A 15,719-nucleotide genomic window follows, 5' to 3' on the forward strand; every position below is an offset into this window, starting at 1 on the left:
AGCGATTCCCAAGCCTGACTATCGTGAGGTAGCGGATTAAAACGGTCTAGGGATAGACCGTTTTAAGTCTGACACTGGAAATAAGAATCGTCAGAGGAAGGGATAGCGAAATCGTGGCTCTACGAACAGGAAGGTGATAGTAAGGCGTATATAGCGGATAAGGGGGCCAGAAACTCTAAAGTCCAAAAAGGTAGTCGTAACCCATATGCGTAAATCACGAGAGTAATTGAATTCGGACTAAGGTTTGTGTGAAAAAGATAAATCTTTCTAGAGTCTAAAGACTCTGCGTCAGATTTCCTATTTTCACTCTAACCTTTTAACGTCCTCATATCTTGTATAAACGAGGAAAGATGTAGGACTTATCCCGTGAGGTCTCATGAGCGCTGAAAGCGTAGTAACAAGGAATCATGAGAAGTCAGCCGAACCCATAGTAGTGAGGAAACTTCTGTAATGGAAGTGGAGCGAAGGGGTGAATACTCAAACAGTCTGGGGAGAGACTGTTTGAGGTCTGTCGCTAGAAAGAGAAAACGACAGATCGAAGTAATCCTACTTCACTTGTGTCTGTAAAACGAACGGTCTGATAGAACTGGACTCTGTCACGTATTGACTAGCTGAAGGCTCACCAATATAAGATGTCCCTCAGGCACCAAAACAAGAAAGGAATAGGCACATGTCAAAATTGCTAGATAAGATAGTATCACGCGAAAATATGCTGGAAGCTTACAATCAAGTAAAATCCAATAAAGGCTCAGCTGGGATTGATGGAATGACTATAGAAGAGATGGATAATTATCTCAGACAAAACTGGCGCTTGACTAAGGAACTGATAAAACAGAGAAAATATAAGCCTCAACCAGTTCTTAGAGTTGAGATTCCTAAACCAAACGGAGGCATCCGTCAACTAGGAATTCCAACAGTTATGGATAGAATGATTCAACAGGCCATTGTCCAAGTCATGAGCCCCATTTGTGAACCCCATTTCTCAGATACGAGTTATGGCTTCAGACCAAATAGGTCATGTGAAAAAGCCATCATAAAGCTCTTAGAGTACTTAAATGACGGCTATGAGTGGATAGTGGATATAGACCTAGAGAAATTTTTCGATAGGGTTCCTCAAGATAGATTGATGTCCTTAGTACATAATATTATCGAAGACGGAGATAGGGAATCCTTGATTCGTAAGTATCTTCATTCAGGTGTTATCATTAATGGTCAGCGTCATAAAACGCTAGTTGGTACACCACAGGGAGGAAATTTATCTCCTCTCTTATCCAATGTCATGCTTAATGAATTGGACAAGGAATTAGAAAAGAGGGGACTTCGATTTGTGCGCTACGCAGATGATTGTGTGATGACGGTCGGAAGCGAGGCCTCCGCTAAGCGTGTGATGTATTCAGTTAGTCGTTTTATTGAGAAACGGCTAGGTTTGAAAGTAAATATGACCAAGACTAAGATTACCAGACCAAGAGAGCTGAAATACTTAGGTTTTGGGTTCTGGAAATCATCATCTGGTTGGAAAAGTCGTCCACATCAAGATAGTGTTCGGAGATTTAAGCTTAAATTGAAGAAACTAACATAGAGGAAATGGAGTATAGACTTAACAAGACGTATTGAACAACTGAATTTGTCCATTCGAGGATGGATAAACTATTTCTCATTGGGAAATATGAAAAGTATTGTCACCAGCATAGATGAGCGCTTGCGTACTCGCCTACGAGTGATTATCTGGAAGCAATGGAAGAAGAAATCGAGACGATTATGGGGATTGCTTAAGTTAGGAGTTCCTAAATGGATAGCAGATAAGGTATCTGGCTGGGGCGACCATTATCAATTAGTAGCTCAGAAGTCGGTACTTAAACGTGCTATATCAAAACCAGTCCTTGAAAAACGTGGACTGGTTTCGTGTTTGGATTATTACCTTGAACGACATGTGTTAAAAGTTAGTTGAACCGCCGTATGCCGAACGGCACGTACGGTGGTGTGAGAGGGGCTAGAGATTATCCCCTACTCGATTAAGCAATTTCCTTGACATTTTTCTTATTTTGCGCTATCATATGTACATATAATATATGGGAGTCTGTGTACAGTCTGAGAGGAAGTGTTAAACTTCGACCGCACCTGATCTGGGTAATGCCAGCGGAGGGAACGATACTTAGTCTGATTTTGCACCTTTTCCATATATGGTAAAGGTTTTTCTTTTTGTCAAAGGAAAACGAGAAGAGGAGGTTTTTATGAAAGCAAGCATCGCCTTGCAAGTTTTACCCCTAGCACAGGGGATTGATCGGATAGCTGTTATTGATCAGGTCATTGCTTATCTGCAAGCTCAAGAAGTGACCATGGTGGTGACACCATTTGAAACGGTCTTGGAAGGGGAGTTTGATGAGCTTATGCGCATTCTAAAAGAAGCGCTGGAAGTGGCAGGGCAGGAGGCAGATAATGTCTTTGCCAATGTCAAAATAAATGTAGGAGAGATTTTAAGTATTGATGAGAAGCTTGAAAAGTATGCTGAGACGACACATTAGTCTATTGGGTTTTCTGGGAGTCTTGTCAATCTGGCAGTTAGCAGGTTTTCTTAAACTTCTCCCCAAGTTTATCCTGCCGACACCTCTTGAAATCCTCCAGTCTTTTGTGCGTGATAGAGAATTTCTCTGGCACCATAGCTGGGCGACTTTGAGAGTGGCTTTACTGGGGCTGATTTTGGGAGTCTTGATTGCCTGTCTCATGGCTGTGCTCATGGATAGTTTGACTTGGCTCAATGACCTGATTTACCCTATGATGGTGGTTGTTCAGACTATCCCGACAATTGCCATAGCCCCTATTCTGGTCTTGTGGCTAGGTTATGGGATTCTGCCCAAGATTGTCTTGATTATCTTGACAACAACTTTTCCTATCATCGTCAGTATTTTGGACGGCTTTAGGCATTGTGACAAGGATATGCTGACCTTGTTTAGTCTGATGCGGGCCAAGCCTTGGCAAATCCTGTGGCATTTTAAAATTCCAGTCAGCCTGCCTTACTTTTATGCAGGTCTGAGGGTCAGTGTCTCCTACGCCTTTATCACAACAGTGGTATCTGAGTGGTTGGGAGGCTTTGAAGGACTAGGTGTCTACATGATTCAGTCCAAGAAACTGTTTCAGTATGATACCATGTTTGCTATTATTATTCTGGTATCGATTATCAGTCTTCTCGGTATGAAGCTGGTTGATGTCAGTGAAAAATATGTTATTAAATGGAAACGTTCGTAGAATAAGAATGTTTCAAAAAAGAAAAGAGGAAATCAAAATGAAGAAAACATGGAAAGTGTTTTTAACTGTTTTAACAGCTCTTGTAGCTGTCGTGCTTGTAGCTTGTGGTCAAGGAACTGCTTCTAAGGATAACAAAGAGGCAGAACTCAAGAAGATCGACTTTATCCTAGACTGGACACCAAATACTAACCACACAGGGCTATATGTTGCCAAGGAAAAAGGTTATTTCAAAGAAGCTGGAGTGGATGTTGATTTGAAATTGCCACCAGAAGAAAGCTCATCTGACTTGGTTATCAATGGTAAGGCACCATTTGCAGTCTATTTCCAAGACTACATGGCTAAAAAATTGGAAAAAGGAGCAGGAATCACTGCCGTTGCAGCTATTGTTGAACACAATACATCAGGAATCATCTCACGTAAATCTGACAATGTAAGCAGTCCAAAAGACTTAGTTGGTAAGAAATACGGGACTTGGAATGACCCAACTGAACTTGCTATGTTGAAAACCTTGGTAGAATCTCAAGGTGGAGACTTTGAGAAGGTTGAAAAAGTACCAAATAACGACTCAAACTCAATCACACCGATTGCCAATGGCGTCTTTGATACTGCTTGGATTTACTACGGTTGGGATGGTATCCTTGCTAAATCTCAAGGTGTAGATGCTAACTTCATGTACTTGAAAGACTATGTCAAGGAGTTTGACTACTATTCACCAGTTATCATCGCAAATAACGACTATCTGAAAGATAACAAAGAAGAAGCTCGCAAAGTCATCCAAGCCATCAAAAAAGGCTACCAATATGCCATGGAACATCCAGAAGAAGCTGCAGATATTCTCATCAAGAATGCACCTGAACTCAAGGAAAAACGTGACTTTGTCATCGAATCTCAAAAATACTTGTCAAAAGAATACGCAAGCGACAAGGAAAAATGGGGTCAATTTGACGCAGCTCGCTGGAATGCTTTCTACAAATGGGATAAAGAAAATGGTATCCTTAAAGAAGACTTGACAGACAAAGGCTTCACCAACGAATTTGTGAAATAATGACAGAAATTAGACTAGAGCACGTCAGTTATGCCTATGGTCAGGAGAGGATTTTAGAGGATATCAACCTACAGGTGACTTCAGGCGAAGTGGTTTCCATCCTAGGCCCAAGTGGTGTTGGAAAGACCACTCTCTTTAATCTAATCGCTGGGATTTTAGAAGTTCAGTCAGGGAGAATTGTCCTTGATGGTGAAGAAAATCCCCAGGGGCGCGTGAGTTATATGTTGCAAAAGGATCTGCTCTTGGAGCACAAGACGGTGCTTGGAAATATCATTCTGCCCCTCTTGATTCAAAAGGTGGATAAGGCAGAAGCTATTTCCCGAGCGGATAAAATTCTTGCAACCTTCCAGCTGACAGCTGTAAGAGACAAGTATCCTCATGAACTTAGCGGTGGGATGCGCCAGCGTGTAGCCTTACTCCGGACCTACCTTTTTGGGCACAAGCTCTTTCTCTTAGATGAGGCCTTTAGCGCCTTGGATGAGATGACCAAGATGGAACTACACGCTTGGTACCTTGAGATTCACAAACAGTTGCAGCTAACAACCCTGATCATCACGCATAGTATTGAGGAGGCCCTCAATCTCAGCGACCGCATCTATATCTTGAAAAATCGCCCTGGGCAGATTGTTTCAGAAATTAAACTAGATTGGTCTGAAGATGAGGACAAGGAAGTCCAAAAGATTGCCTACAAACGTCAAATCTTGGCAGAATTAGGCTTAGATAAGTAGAAAAATAGGGAGTTGGTGAAGATTATCCTTTACCAGCGCCCTTTTTCTTTTAAAAATGAGAAAATTTCGGTATAATAGTCAAACAAGGTCAAGGTTTAAAGAGAGAGGTGGGTTTGTAATGAGATTTAAAAATACATCGGATCATATTGAGGCCTACATCAAGGCGATTTTAGATCAATCTGGTATTGTGGAGTTGCAACGGAGTCAGTTGGCAGATACCTTTCAGGTTGTTCCTAGTCAGATTAACTACGTGATCAAGACACGCTTTACGGAAAGTAGAGGCTACTTGGTTGAAAGTAAGCGTGGTGGCGGAGGCTACATTCGTATAGGACGGATTGAGTTTTCTAGTCATCATGAAATGCTCCGCGATTTGCTTTACTCAATTGGTGAGCGGGTCAGTCAAGAAATTTATGAGGATATTCTACAGCTTTTGGTTGAGCAGGAATTGATGACCAAGCAGGAGATGAATTTGCTGGTAGCAGTAGCTTTGGATCGCGTTCTAGGAGAAGAAGCTCCAGTTGTTCGTGCTAATATGCTACGACAGGTCATACAAGAGGTAGATAGAAAAGGGAAGTAAGATGAACTATTCAAAAGCATTGAATGAATGTATCGAAAGTGCCTACATGGTGGCTGGCCATTTTGGAGCTCGTTATCTAGAGTCTTGGCACTTGTTGATTGCCATGTCCAATCACAGTTATAGTGTGGCAGGGGCGACTTTAAATGATTATCCATATGAGATGGACCGTTTAGAAGAAGTCGCTTTGGAACTGACTGAAACGGACTATAGCCAGGATGAAACCTTTACGGAATTGCCGTTTTCTCATCGTTTGCAGGTTCTCTTTGATGAAGCCGAATATGTAGCGTCAGTGGTTCATGCTAAGGTGCTGGGGACAGAGCATGTCCTCTATGCGATTTTGCATGATGGCAATGCCTTGGCAACTCGTATCTTGGAGAGAGCTGGTTTTTCTTATGAAGACAAGAAAGATCAGGTCAAGATTGCTGCCCTTCGTCGAAATCTAGAAGAACGGGCAGGCTGGACTCGTGAAGACCTCAAGGCTTTACGCCAACGCCATCGTACAGTAGCTGACAAACAAAATTCTATGGCCAATATGATGGGTATGCCCCAGACTCCTAGTGGTGGTCTCGAGGACTATACGCATGATTTGACAGAGCAAGCGCGTTTTGGCAAGTTAGAACCAGTCATCGGTCGGGACAAGGAAATCTCGCGTATGATTCAAATCTTGAGTCGGAAGACTAAGAACAACCCTGTCTTGGTTGGGGATGCTGGTGTCGGGAAAACTGCTCTGGCGCTTGGTCTTGCCCAGCGTATTGCTAGTGGGGATGTGCCTACGGAAATGGCTAAGATGCGCGTGTTAGAGCTTGATTTGATGAATGTCGTTGCAGGGACACGTTTCCGTGGTGACTTTGAAGAACGCATGAACAATATCATCAAGGATATTGAAGAAGATGGTCAAGTTATCCTCTTTATCGATGAACTTCACACTATCATGGGTTCTGGTAGTGGGATTGACTCAACTCTGGATGCGGCCAATATCTTGAAGCCAGCCTTGGCGCGTGGAACTTTGAGAACGGTTGGTGCCACCACTCAGGAAGAGTACCAAAAACACATCGAAAAAGATGCGGCCCTTTCTCGTCGATTCGCCAAAGTAACGATTGAAGAGCCAAGTGTTGCAGACAGCATGACCATTTTGCAAGGTTTGAAGGCGACTTATGAGAAACATCATCGTGTGCAAATCACAGATGAAGCGGTTGAAACAGCCGTCAAGATGGCGCATCGTTACTTGACTAGTCGTCACTTGCCAGACTCTGCTATCGATCTCTTGGATGAGGCAGCAGCAACAGTGCAAAATAAGTCAAGGCATGTAAAAGCAGACGATTCTGGTTTGAGTCCAGCTGACAAGGCCTTGATGGATGGTAAGTGGAAACAGGCAGCTCAGCTAATCGCAAAAGAAGAGGAAGTGCCTGTCTATAAAGACTTGGTGACAGAGTCTGATATTTTGACCACCTTGAGTCGCTTGTCAGGTATCCCCGTTCAAAAACTGACTCAAACGGATGCTAAGAAGTACCTGAATCTTGAAGCTGAACTGCACAAACGTGTCATCGGTCAAGATCAAGCAGTTTCAAGCATTAGCCGTGCGATTCGCCGCAACCAGTCAGGGATTCGTAGTCATAAGCGCCCGATTGGTTCCTTTATGTTCTTAGGGCCTACGGGTGTCGGAAAAACTGAATTAGCCAAGGCTCTGGCAGAGGTCCTCTTTGACGACGAATCAGCCCTTATTCGCTTTGATATGAGTGAGTATATGGAGAAATTCGCGGCCAGCCGTCTCAATGGAGCTCCTCCGGGCTATGTGGGGTATGAAGAAGGTGGGGAGTTGACAGAGAAGGTTCGCAACAAACCCTATTCCGTTCTCCTCTTTGATGAGGTAGAGAAGGCCCATCCAGACATCTTTAATGTTCTCTTGCAGGTTCTGGATGACGGTGTCTTGACAGATAGCAAGGGACGCAAGGTCGATTTTTCAAATACCATTATTATCATGACGTCAAATCTTGGTGCGACAGCCCTTCGGGATGACAAGACCGTCGGTTTTGGAGCTAAGGATATTCGTTTTGACCAGGAAAATATGGAAAAACGCATGTTTGAAGAGCTGAAAAAGGCTTATAGACCGGAGTTTATCAACCGTATTGATGAAAAGGTGGTCTTCCATAGACTGTCTAGCGACCATATGCAGGAAGTGGTGAAGATTATGGTCAAACCTTTAGTGGCAAGTTTGGCTGAAAAAGGTATTGACTTGAAATTACAAACTTCCGCACTGAAATTGTTGGCCAATCAAGGATATGACCCAGAGATGGGAGCTCGTCCACTTCGCAGAACCCTACAAACAGAAGTGGAAGACAAGTTAGCAGAACTTCTTCTCAATGGAGAATTAGAGGCAGGCAGCACACTTAAGATTGGTGTCAAAGCAGGCCAGTTAAAATTTGATATTGCATAAAAATGGAGAATCAGGAGAAATCTTGATTCTCTTTTTTGCTACTTTTTTATAAAAAATAGCATAAAAATCTAGTTATCCGCATAAAAACTGGACTTATCACACTTTATCAAGGTCAAAACCACTCAATTTACTACTAATTTACTACTTATGAATGAGCTTTGATACGACGATTTATCCTTGAAAAGTGAAGATATAAAGATACTTCCAATAAAATTTGAATATTTAATAGGTAGACACTTCAAAAAATGAGGTGTCTATTTTTTTACCCGATTTTGAAAGGAAGTGAACTTATGAAAACAAAAAATCAAGAATCAAAAGGTCGTTCCCCACTCTTTAAGACCATCAAACATTCATTCAGCCAATAAAAAAGAAAGGATAGGTAAAAATATGGAACTTAAATTTGTGATTCCCAACATGGAAAAAACATTCGGCAATTTAGAATTTGCTGGCGAGGATAAAGTCGTTCAGCGAAGAATCAACGGACGGCTAACTGTCTTATCAAGAAGCTATAATCTCTATTCTGATGTTCAAAGAGCAGATGATATTGTGGTGGTGCTTCCTGCTGAAGCTGGCGAAAAACATTTCGGCTTTGAGGAACGTGTGAAGTTAGTCAATCCACGTATTACCGCAGAGGGCTACAAAATCGGCACTCGTGGTTTTACAAATTACCTTTTACATGCTGACGACATGATAAAAGAATAAAGAAAGAGAGGAAAAATGATGAGATTAGCAAATGGCATTGTATTAGATAAAGACACGACTTTTGGAGAATTGAAATTCTCTGCTCTACGTCGTGAAGTGAGAATCCAAAATGAAGACGGGTCGGTTTCAGATGAAATCAAGGAACGTACCTATGACTTAAAATCCAAAGGACAAGGACGCATGATTCAAGTAAGTATTCCTGCCAGCGTGCCTTTGAAAGAGTTTGATTATAACGCACGGGTGGAACTTATCAATCCCATTGCGGACACCGTTGCTACTGCCACCTATCAAGGAGCAGATGTTGACTGGTATATCAAGGCAGACGATATTGTGCTGACAAAGGATTCTAGTTCATTCAAAGCTCAACCACAAGCAAAGAAAGAACCGACACAAGACAAATAGTCGCTAGGTAGAAAGGAGACTTTTTCGCATGAAACAGCGTGGTAAAAGGATTCGCCCATCTGGTAAAGATTTAGTCTTTCATTTTACGATAGCGTCACTCCTGCCTGTTTTCCTGCTGGTTGTCGGACTGTTTCATGTGAAGACAATCCAGCAGATCAACTGGCAGGATTTTAACCTATCACAAGCAGATAAGATTGACATTCCCTATTTAATTATCAGTTTCAGTGTCGCAATTCTTATCTGCTTGCTGGTAGCGTTTGTATTCAAACGGGTTCGCTATGATACGGTTAAACAACTTTACCACCGTCAAAAACTGGCAAAGATGATACTTGAAAACAAGTGGTATGAATCTGAACAGGTCAAAACAGAGGGTTTCTTTAAAGATAGTGCTGGTCGTACAAAGGAAAAGATAACCTACTTCCCTAAAATGTATTATCGACTTAAAAATGGCTTGATACAGATACGGGTGGAAATCACGCTGGGAAAATATCAAGACCAACTCTTACACTTGGAAAAGAAATTAGAGAGTGGCTTGTACTGTGAGCTGACGGATAAAGAGTTAAAGGATTCCTATGTGGAATATACTTTGCTCTATGACACCATAGCCAGTCGTATTTCTATTGATGAAGTAGAAGCTAAAGATGGTAAACTTCGCTTAATGAAAAACGTATGGTGGGAATATGATAAGCTCCCTCATATGTTGATTGCTGGTGGTACAGGTGGCGGTAAAACTTACTTTATACTGACACTGATTGAAGCCTTGCTTCATACAGATTCAAAACTGTATATTCTTGACCCGAAAAATGCTGACCTTGCGGACTTAGGTTCTGTGATGGCAAATGTCTACTATAGAAAAGAAGACTTGCTTTCTTGCATTGAAACATTCTATGAAGAAATGATGAAACGTAGTGAGGAAATGAAGCAGATGAAGAACTATAAGACTGGCAAAAATTATGCTTACTTAGGTCTCCCGGCACACTTCTTAATCTTTGATGAATACGTCGCTTTCATGGAAATGCTGGGAACAAAAGAAAACACCGCAGTTATGAATAAGCTGAAACAGATTGTCATGTTAGGTCGTCAAGCTGGCTTCTTTCTAATACTGGCTTGTCAACGTCCAGACGCAAAATATTTAGGCGACGGAATCCGTGATCAGTTTAATTTCAGAGTGGCTTTAGGTCGTATGTCTGAAATGGGCTATGGCATGATGTTTGGCAGTGACGTACAAAAGGATTTCTTCTTAAAGCGAATCAAAGGTCGTGGCTATGTTGATGTAGGAACAAGTGTCATATCAGAGTTTTATACTCCCCTTGTACCAAAAGGATATGATTTCTTGGAGGAAATTAAAAAGTTATCCAACAGCAGACAGTCCACGCAGGCGACGTGCGAAGCGGAAGTCGCAGGTGTGGACTGATCTTGCTGGCTGGTGTGGCAATAGCCACGCCAGCACTTAACCCCCCGTATCTAACAGGGGGGTACAAATCGACAGGAAACAGTCAAAAAAACATTAGAAAATCCTTTGGTTACAAGGGATTTACAAAATTTCAGCGTATGTCAAATGGGCTTTAAAAGTTGACATACGCCTTTTTGATTGGAGGGATTTTTACTGAATGAACAAACTTGGTTACAGCATTTAAAAGAAAAACGCTTGGCTTATGGACTATCTCAAAACCGTTTAGCTGTTGCGACTGGTATTACAAGGCAGTATCTAAGCGATATTGAAACAGGAAAAGTCAAGCCATCAGAGGATTTACAGCAGTCCCTTTGGGAAGCTCTGGAACGCTTCAATCCCGACGCTCCCCTTGAAATGCTGTTTGATTATGTAAGGATTCGCTTTCCGACAACAGACGTACAGCAGGTGGTCGAAAACATCTTACAACTGAAACTGTCCTATTTTCTTCATGAGGACTATGGTTTCTATTCTTATTCAGAGCATTATGCTTTAGGCGACATATTCGTCCTTTGCTCCCATGAACTGGACAAAGGAGTTCTGGTGGAATTGAAAGGTCGTGGGTGCAGACAATTTGAAAGCTATCTTCTGGCACAACAAAGAAGCTGGTATGAGTTCTTTATGGACGTTTTGGTGGCTGGCGGTGTGATGAAACGCCTTGACCTTGCCATTAACGATAAGACAGGGATTTTGAATATCCCTGTACTCACTGAAAAGTGCCAACAGGAAGAATGTATCTCCGTCTTCCGCAGTTTTAAAAGCTATCGCAGTGGCGAACTGGTACGCAAAGAGGAAAAGGAATGTATGGGAAACACCCTCTATATCGGTTCATTACAAAGTGAAGTTTATTTCTGTATCTATGAAAAGGACTACGAGCAGTACAAGAAAAATGATATTCCCATTGAAGACGCAGAAGTAAAAAACCGTTTTGAGATTCGATTGAAAAATGAGCGTGCCTATTATGCAGTCCGTGATTTACTCGTCTATGACAATCCAGAGCATACCGCCTTTAAAATTATCAATCGGTATATCCGTTTTGTAGATAAAGACGATTCCAAACCTCGTTCTGATTGGAAACTGAATGAAGAATGGGCTTGGTTTATTGGGAACAATCGTGAACGATTAAAACTAACCACAAAACCAGAGCCTTACTCCTTCCAAAGGACGCTGAACTGGCTATCTCATCAAGTTGCCCCGACCTTAAAGGTTGCGATTAAACTTGATGAAATCAACCAGACGCAGGTTGTAAAAGACATTCTCGACCATGCGAAACTGACAGACCGACACAAGCAGATTTTGAAGCAACAGTCAGTAAAAGAACAGGACGTGATAACAACAAAAAAATAACTCAAATACAAATTCATTGAATATAGAGAGGAGAACATTTTTATGAATTTTGGACAAAACCTTTATAACTGGTTTCTATCAAACGCTCAATCACTGGTGCTTTTAGCAATCGTTGTGATTGGCTTGTATCTTGGCTTCAAGCGTGAGTTTAGCAAACTGATTGGCTTTTTAATTATTGCGATTATTGCGGTTGGCTTAGTCTTCAACGCTGCTGGAGTAAAAGACATTTTACTAGAGCTATTCAATCGCATTATTGGTGCTTAAATAAAACCGTTCTTTTGTGGAATATAAGTGGTTTTCTTATGTTCCGCAAAGGAATGGTACACCAAACGAAGTGCGGTAGGGATTTTTGAATCTCTACAAAGAAAGGACGTGAATATATGGACGATATGCAAGTCTATATTGCGAATTTAGGCAAATACAATGAGGGCGAATTGGTCGGTGCGTGGTTTACCTTTCCCATTGACTTTGAGGAAGTCAAAGAGAAAATCGGCTTGAATGATGAATATGAGGAATACGCCATTCATGACTACGAGTTACCCTTTACGGTTGACGAATACACTTCCATTGGCGAACTCAATCGACTATGGGAAATGGTATCGGAATTACCCGAAGAATTACAATCGGAGCTATCTGCTCTGCTCACTCATTTTTCAAGCATTGAAGAACTAAGCGAACATCAAGAGGATATTATCATTCATTCCGATTGTGATGATATGTATGACGTGGCACGCTACTACATTGAAGAAACGGGTGCTTTAGGCGAAGTACCAGCTAGTCTTCAAAACTATATTGATTATCAAGCCTATGGTCGGGATTTAGACCTTTCAGGAACGTTTATCTCAACCAATCATGGGATTTTTGAAATCGTCTATTAAATCTGTCGGTACATTACTACTGGCAGATTTTCTATTTTACGGGGTGGCTCAATCAGCTACCCCTATTTTTTATGAAAGGATTGATTACATGAAGAAAATACGAAGCTATACCAGTATCTGGTCTGTGGAAAAGGTACTGTATTCTATCAATGATTTTAGACTTCCGTTTCCCATAACCTTTACGCAAATGACATGGTTTGTCGTGTCACTCTTTGCAGTGATGATACTTGGCAACTTGCCCCCTCTTTCCATGATAGAGGGAGCATTTCTCAAATACTTTGGGATTCCTGTGGCTTTCACATGGTTTATGTCTACAAAAACTTTTGATGGTAAAAAGCCTTATGGATTTTTGAAGTCTGTCATTGCTTATGCACTGCGACCAAAGCTGACCTATGCAGGAAAAAAAGTAACGCTTGGCAGAAACCAGCCACAAGAAGCCATTACAGCAGTTAGGAGTGAATTTTATGGCATATCCAATTAAATACATTGAAAACAATCTCGTCTGGAATAAAGACGGGGAATGTTATGCTTACTATGAGCTTGTTCCTTACAATTACTCATTTCTAAGTCCAGAACAGAAAATACAAGTGCATGATTCTTTCAGACAGCTTATCGCACAAAATCGTGATGGCAAAATTCATGCTTTACAAATCAGTACAGAATCCAGCATACGTTCTGCACAAGAGCGTTCCAAAAATGAAGTCACTGGCAAGCTCAAAGCGGTTGCCTATGACAAAATCGACCAACAGACAGACGCTTTAATATCCATGATTGGCGAAAATCAAGTGAACTACCGTTTCTTTATCGGCTTTAAGTTGCTTCTCAACGATCAGGAGTTTTCTATGAAAAGTCTTACCGTTGAAGCAAAAAATGCTTTGTCTGATTTTGTCTATGATGTGAACCATAAGCTGATGGGCGATTTTGTTAGTATGAGTAATGATGAAATCCTGCGTTTTCAGAAGATGGAAAAGCTCTTAGAAAATAAAATCTCTCGTCGTTTCAAAATCCGCAGGTTAGATAAGGACGACTTCGGCTATCTGATTGAACACCTTTACGGACAGACAGGCACTGCCTATGAAGAGTATGAGTACCATCTATCAAAGAAAAAGCTGGATAATGAAACGCTGATTAAATACTATGACTTGATTAAGCCTACTCGCTGTTTGGTGGAAGAAAAACAGCGATATTTGAAAATCCAGCAGGAAGATGAAACCGTCTATGTAGCTTACTTTACCATTAACAGCATTGTCGGAGAACTGGACTTCCCGTCCTCTGAAATCTTCTACTACCAGCAACAGCAATTTACATTCCCGATTGATACGTCAATGAATGTGGAAATTGTAGCGAATCGTAAAGCCCTATCTACTGTCCGCAATAAAAAGAAAGAACTGAAAGACTTGGATAACCACGCTTGGCAAAGTGATAATGAAACCAGCTCCAATGTGGCGGAAGCTCTGGAAAGTGTGAATGAGCTGGAAACCAATTTAGACCAAAGCAAGGAATCTATGTACAAGCTGTCTTATGTGGTAAGGGTATCAGCAAATGATCTTGACGAACTCAAACGTCGTTGTAATGAAGTGAAAGATTTTTATGACGATTTAAGCGTAAAACTGGTACGACCATTTGGGGATATGCTCGGCTTACATGAAGAATTTTTACCTGCCAGCAAGCGTTATATGAATGATTATATTCAATACGTGACCTCTGATTTCCTCGCTGGTTTAGGTTTTGGTGCTACTCAAATGCTGGGGGAAAATGAGGGGATTTATGTTGGCTACAGCTTAGATACTGGACGCAATGTCTATCTGAAACCTGCTCTTGCCAGTCAAGGGGTTAAGGGTTCAGTAACCAATGCGTTAGCGTCGGCTTTTGTTGGTTCGCTGGGTGGTGGTAAATCCTTTGCGAATAACCTTATCGTCTATTATGCAGTGCTTTATGGGGCACAAGCAGTGATTGTAGACCCAAAAGCAGAACGTGGCAGATGGAAAGAAACCTTGCCAGAGATTTCCCATGAAATCAATATCGTCAATCTGACTTCTGATGAGAAAAACAAAGGCTTACTTGACCCTTATGTAATTATGAAAAATACCAAAGATTCTGAATCACTGGCTATTGATATTTTGACATTCCTTACGGGGATTTCCTCTCGTGATGGGGAACGCTTCCCAATCCTTAGAAAAGCCATTCGTGCAGTAACCAATAGTGAAGTGCGAGGGTTGATGAAAGTGATTGAAGAATTACGGGTTGAGAATACGCCACTAAGTACCAGCATAGCCGACCATATCGAAAGTTTTACAGACTATGACTTTGCCCATCTGCTTTTTAGTGATGGTTATGTAGAGCAGTCTATCAGCCTTGAAAAACAACTGAACATTATACAGGTTGCCGACTTGGTACTTCCTGACAAGGAAACTTCCTTTGAGGAATATACCACAATGGAGTTACTATCGGTAGCAATGCTGATTGTCATTAGTACCTTTGCGTTGGACTTTATCCATACAGACCGAAGTATTTTCAAGATTGTAGACTTAGACGAAGCATGGAGCTTCTTACAGGTGGCACAAGGGAAAACACTATCTATGAAGCTGGTTCGTGCTGGTCGTGCTATGAACGCTGGGGTATATTTCGTGACCCAAAATACAGATGACCTCTTAGATGAAAAACTGAAAAATAACCTCGGCTTAAAATTTGCCTTTCGTTCCACTGACCTTAACGAGATTAAAAAAACCCTTGCCTTTTTTGGTGTAGACCCAGAGGACGAAAACAATCAGAAGCGATTGCGTGATTTGGAAAACGGGCAATGCCTTATCAGTGATTTATATGGTCGTGTCGGTGTGATACAGTTCCACCCTGTATTTGAAGAACTGCTCCATGCCTTTGATACCAGACCACCTGTGCGAAAAGAGGTGTAAA

15 protein-coding genes, 1 pseudogene and 1 riboswitch are annotated in these 15,719 nt (G+C 41.5%); all 16 genes and pseudogenes read left to right on the forward strand.

What is annotated here, in order from left to right:
- Window positions 1-670: 670 nt before the first annotated feature.
- The 16 genes and pseudogenes from ltrA to HT709_RS01145 all read left to right on the forward strand — a co-directional run bounded on the left by ltrA (window position 671) and on the right by HT709_RS01145 (window position 15,718).
- A pseudogene (gene ltrA, locus HT709_RS01070) lies at window positions 671-1,948 on the forward strand (group II intron reverse transcriptase/maturase).
- 111 nt (window positions 1,949-2,059) lie between these two features.
- Window positions 2,060-2,162: riboswitch (TPP riboswitch) on the forward strand.
- A gap of 69 nt (window positions 2,163-2,231) precedes the next feature.
- Window positions 2,232-2,522, forward strand: coding sequence for a thiamine-binding protein (locus HT709_RS01075; protein ID WP_000647658.1), 291 nt, complete (start codon window positions 2,232-2,234; stop codon window positions 2,520-2,522).
- Complete coding sequence (locus tag HT709_RS01080) at window positions 2,485-3,243, forward strand: ABC transporter permease (protein ID WP_162199268.1); 759 nt, start codon at window positions 2,485-2,487, stop codon at window positions 3,241-3,243. The genes HT709_RS01075 and HT709_RS01080 overlap by 38 nt, the downstream gene beginning before the upstream one ends.
- Window positions 3,244-3,280: 37 nt before the next feature.
- Entirely contained in the window at window positions 3,281-4,288 is a 1,008-nt protein-coding gene (locus HT709_RS01085) for an ABC transporter substrate-binding protein (RefSeq protein WP_004261900.1), read from the forward strand.
- Window positions 4,288-5,016 carry an ABC transporter ATP-binding protein gene (locus tag HT709_RS01090; RefSeq protein WP_000136232.1) on the forward strand — a complete coding sequence of 243 codons (729 nt, stop codon included), beginning with the start codon at window positions 4,288-4,290 and terminating at the stop codon, window positions 5,014-5,016. The genes HT709_RS01085 and HT709_RS01090 overlap by 1 nt, the downstream gene beginning before the upstream one ends.
- Before the next feature lie 118 nt (window positions 5,017-5,134).
- Complete coding sequence (locus HT709_RS01095) at window positions 5,135-5,593, forward strand: CtsR family transcriptional regulator (protein ID WP_001211265.1); 459 nt, start codon at window positions 5,135-5,137, stop codon at window positions 5,591-5,593.
- A gap of 1 nt (window position 5,594) precedes the next feature.
- Window positions 5,595-8,027, forward strand: coding sequence for an ATP-dependent Clp protease ATP-binding subunit (locus tag HT709_RS01100; protein WP_172925425.1), 2,433 nt, complete (start codon window positions 5,595-5,597; stop codon window positions 8,025-8,027).
- Between the two features lie 387 nt (window positions 8,028-8,414).
- Entirely contained in the window at window positions 8,415-8,729 is a 315-nt protein-coding gene (locus HT709_RS01105; protein WP_000420682.1) for a YdcP family protein, read from the forward strand.
- A 15-nt stretch (window positions 8,730-8,744) separates the two neighbouring features.
- Window positions 8,745-9,131: a YdcP family protein gene (locus tag HT709_RS01110; protein ID WP_000985015.1), complete on the forward strand. Its 387-nt coding sequence runs from the start codon at window positions 8,745-8,747 to the stop codon at window positions 9,129-9,131.
- Window positions 9,132-9,159: 28 nt separating this feature from the next.
- Window positions 9,160-10,545, forward strand: a complete 1,386-nt coding sequence (locus HT709_RS01115) for an FtsK/SpoIIIE domain-containing protein (RefSeq protein WP_000813488.1) — start codon at window positions 9,160-9,162, stop codon at window positions 10,543-10,545.
- Between the two features lie 2 nt (window positions 10,546-10,547).
- Window positions 10,548-10,700, forward strand: a complete 153-nt coding sequence (locus tag HT709_RS01120) for a hypothetical protein (RefSeq protein ID WP_000879507.1) — start codon at window positions 10,548-10,550, stop codon at window positions 10,698-10,700.
- Window positions 10,701-10,722: 22 nt separating this feature from the next.
- Window positions 10,723-11,928 carry a MobT family relaxase gene (gene mobT, locus HT709_RS01125; protein WP_000398284.1) on the forward strand — a complete coding sequence of 402 codons (1,206 nt, stop codon included), beginning with the start codon at window positions 10,723-10,725 and terminating at the stop codon, window positions 11,926-11,928.
- Window positions 11,929-11,970: 42 nt separating this feature from the next.
- Window positions 11,971-12,192 carry a hypothetical protein gene (locus tag HT709_RS01130; RefSeq protein ID WP_001009056.1) on the forward strand — a complete coding sequence of 74 codons (222 nt, stop codon included), beginning with the start codon at window positions 11,971-11,973 and terminating at the stop codon, window positions 12,190-12,192.
- Between the two features lie 116 nt (window positions 12,193-12,308).
- Entirely contained in the window at window positions 12,309-12,806 is a 498-nt protein-coding gene (locus HT709_RS01135; RefSeq protein WP_000342539.1) for an antirestriction protein ArdA, read from the forward strand.
- A gap of 88 nt (window positions 12,807-12,894) precedes the next feature.
- Window positions 12,895-13,287, forward strand: coding sequence for a conjugal transfer protein (locus HT709_RS01140; protein ID WP_000723888.1), 393 nt, complete (start codon window positions 12,895-12,897; stop codon window positions 13,285-13,287).
- A complete protein-coding gene (locus HT709_RS01145; RefSeq protein WP_000331154.1) occupies window positions 13,271-15,718 on the forward strand; it encodes an ATP-binding protein in 2,448 nt (815 codons plus the stop codon). Before HT709_RS01140 ends, HT709_RS01145 begins: the two co-directional genes overlap by 17 nt.
- The last annotated feature ends 1 nt before the right edge of the window (window position 15,719 follow it).

Origin of the sequence: Streptococcus sp. 1343, assembly GCF_013277355.1 — a bacterium.
GTDB classification, from domain to species: domain Bacteria; phylum Bacillota; class Bacilli; order Lactobacillales; family Streptococcaceae; genus Streptococcus; species Streptococcus pseudopneumoniae.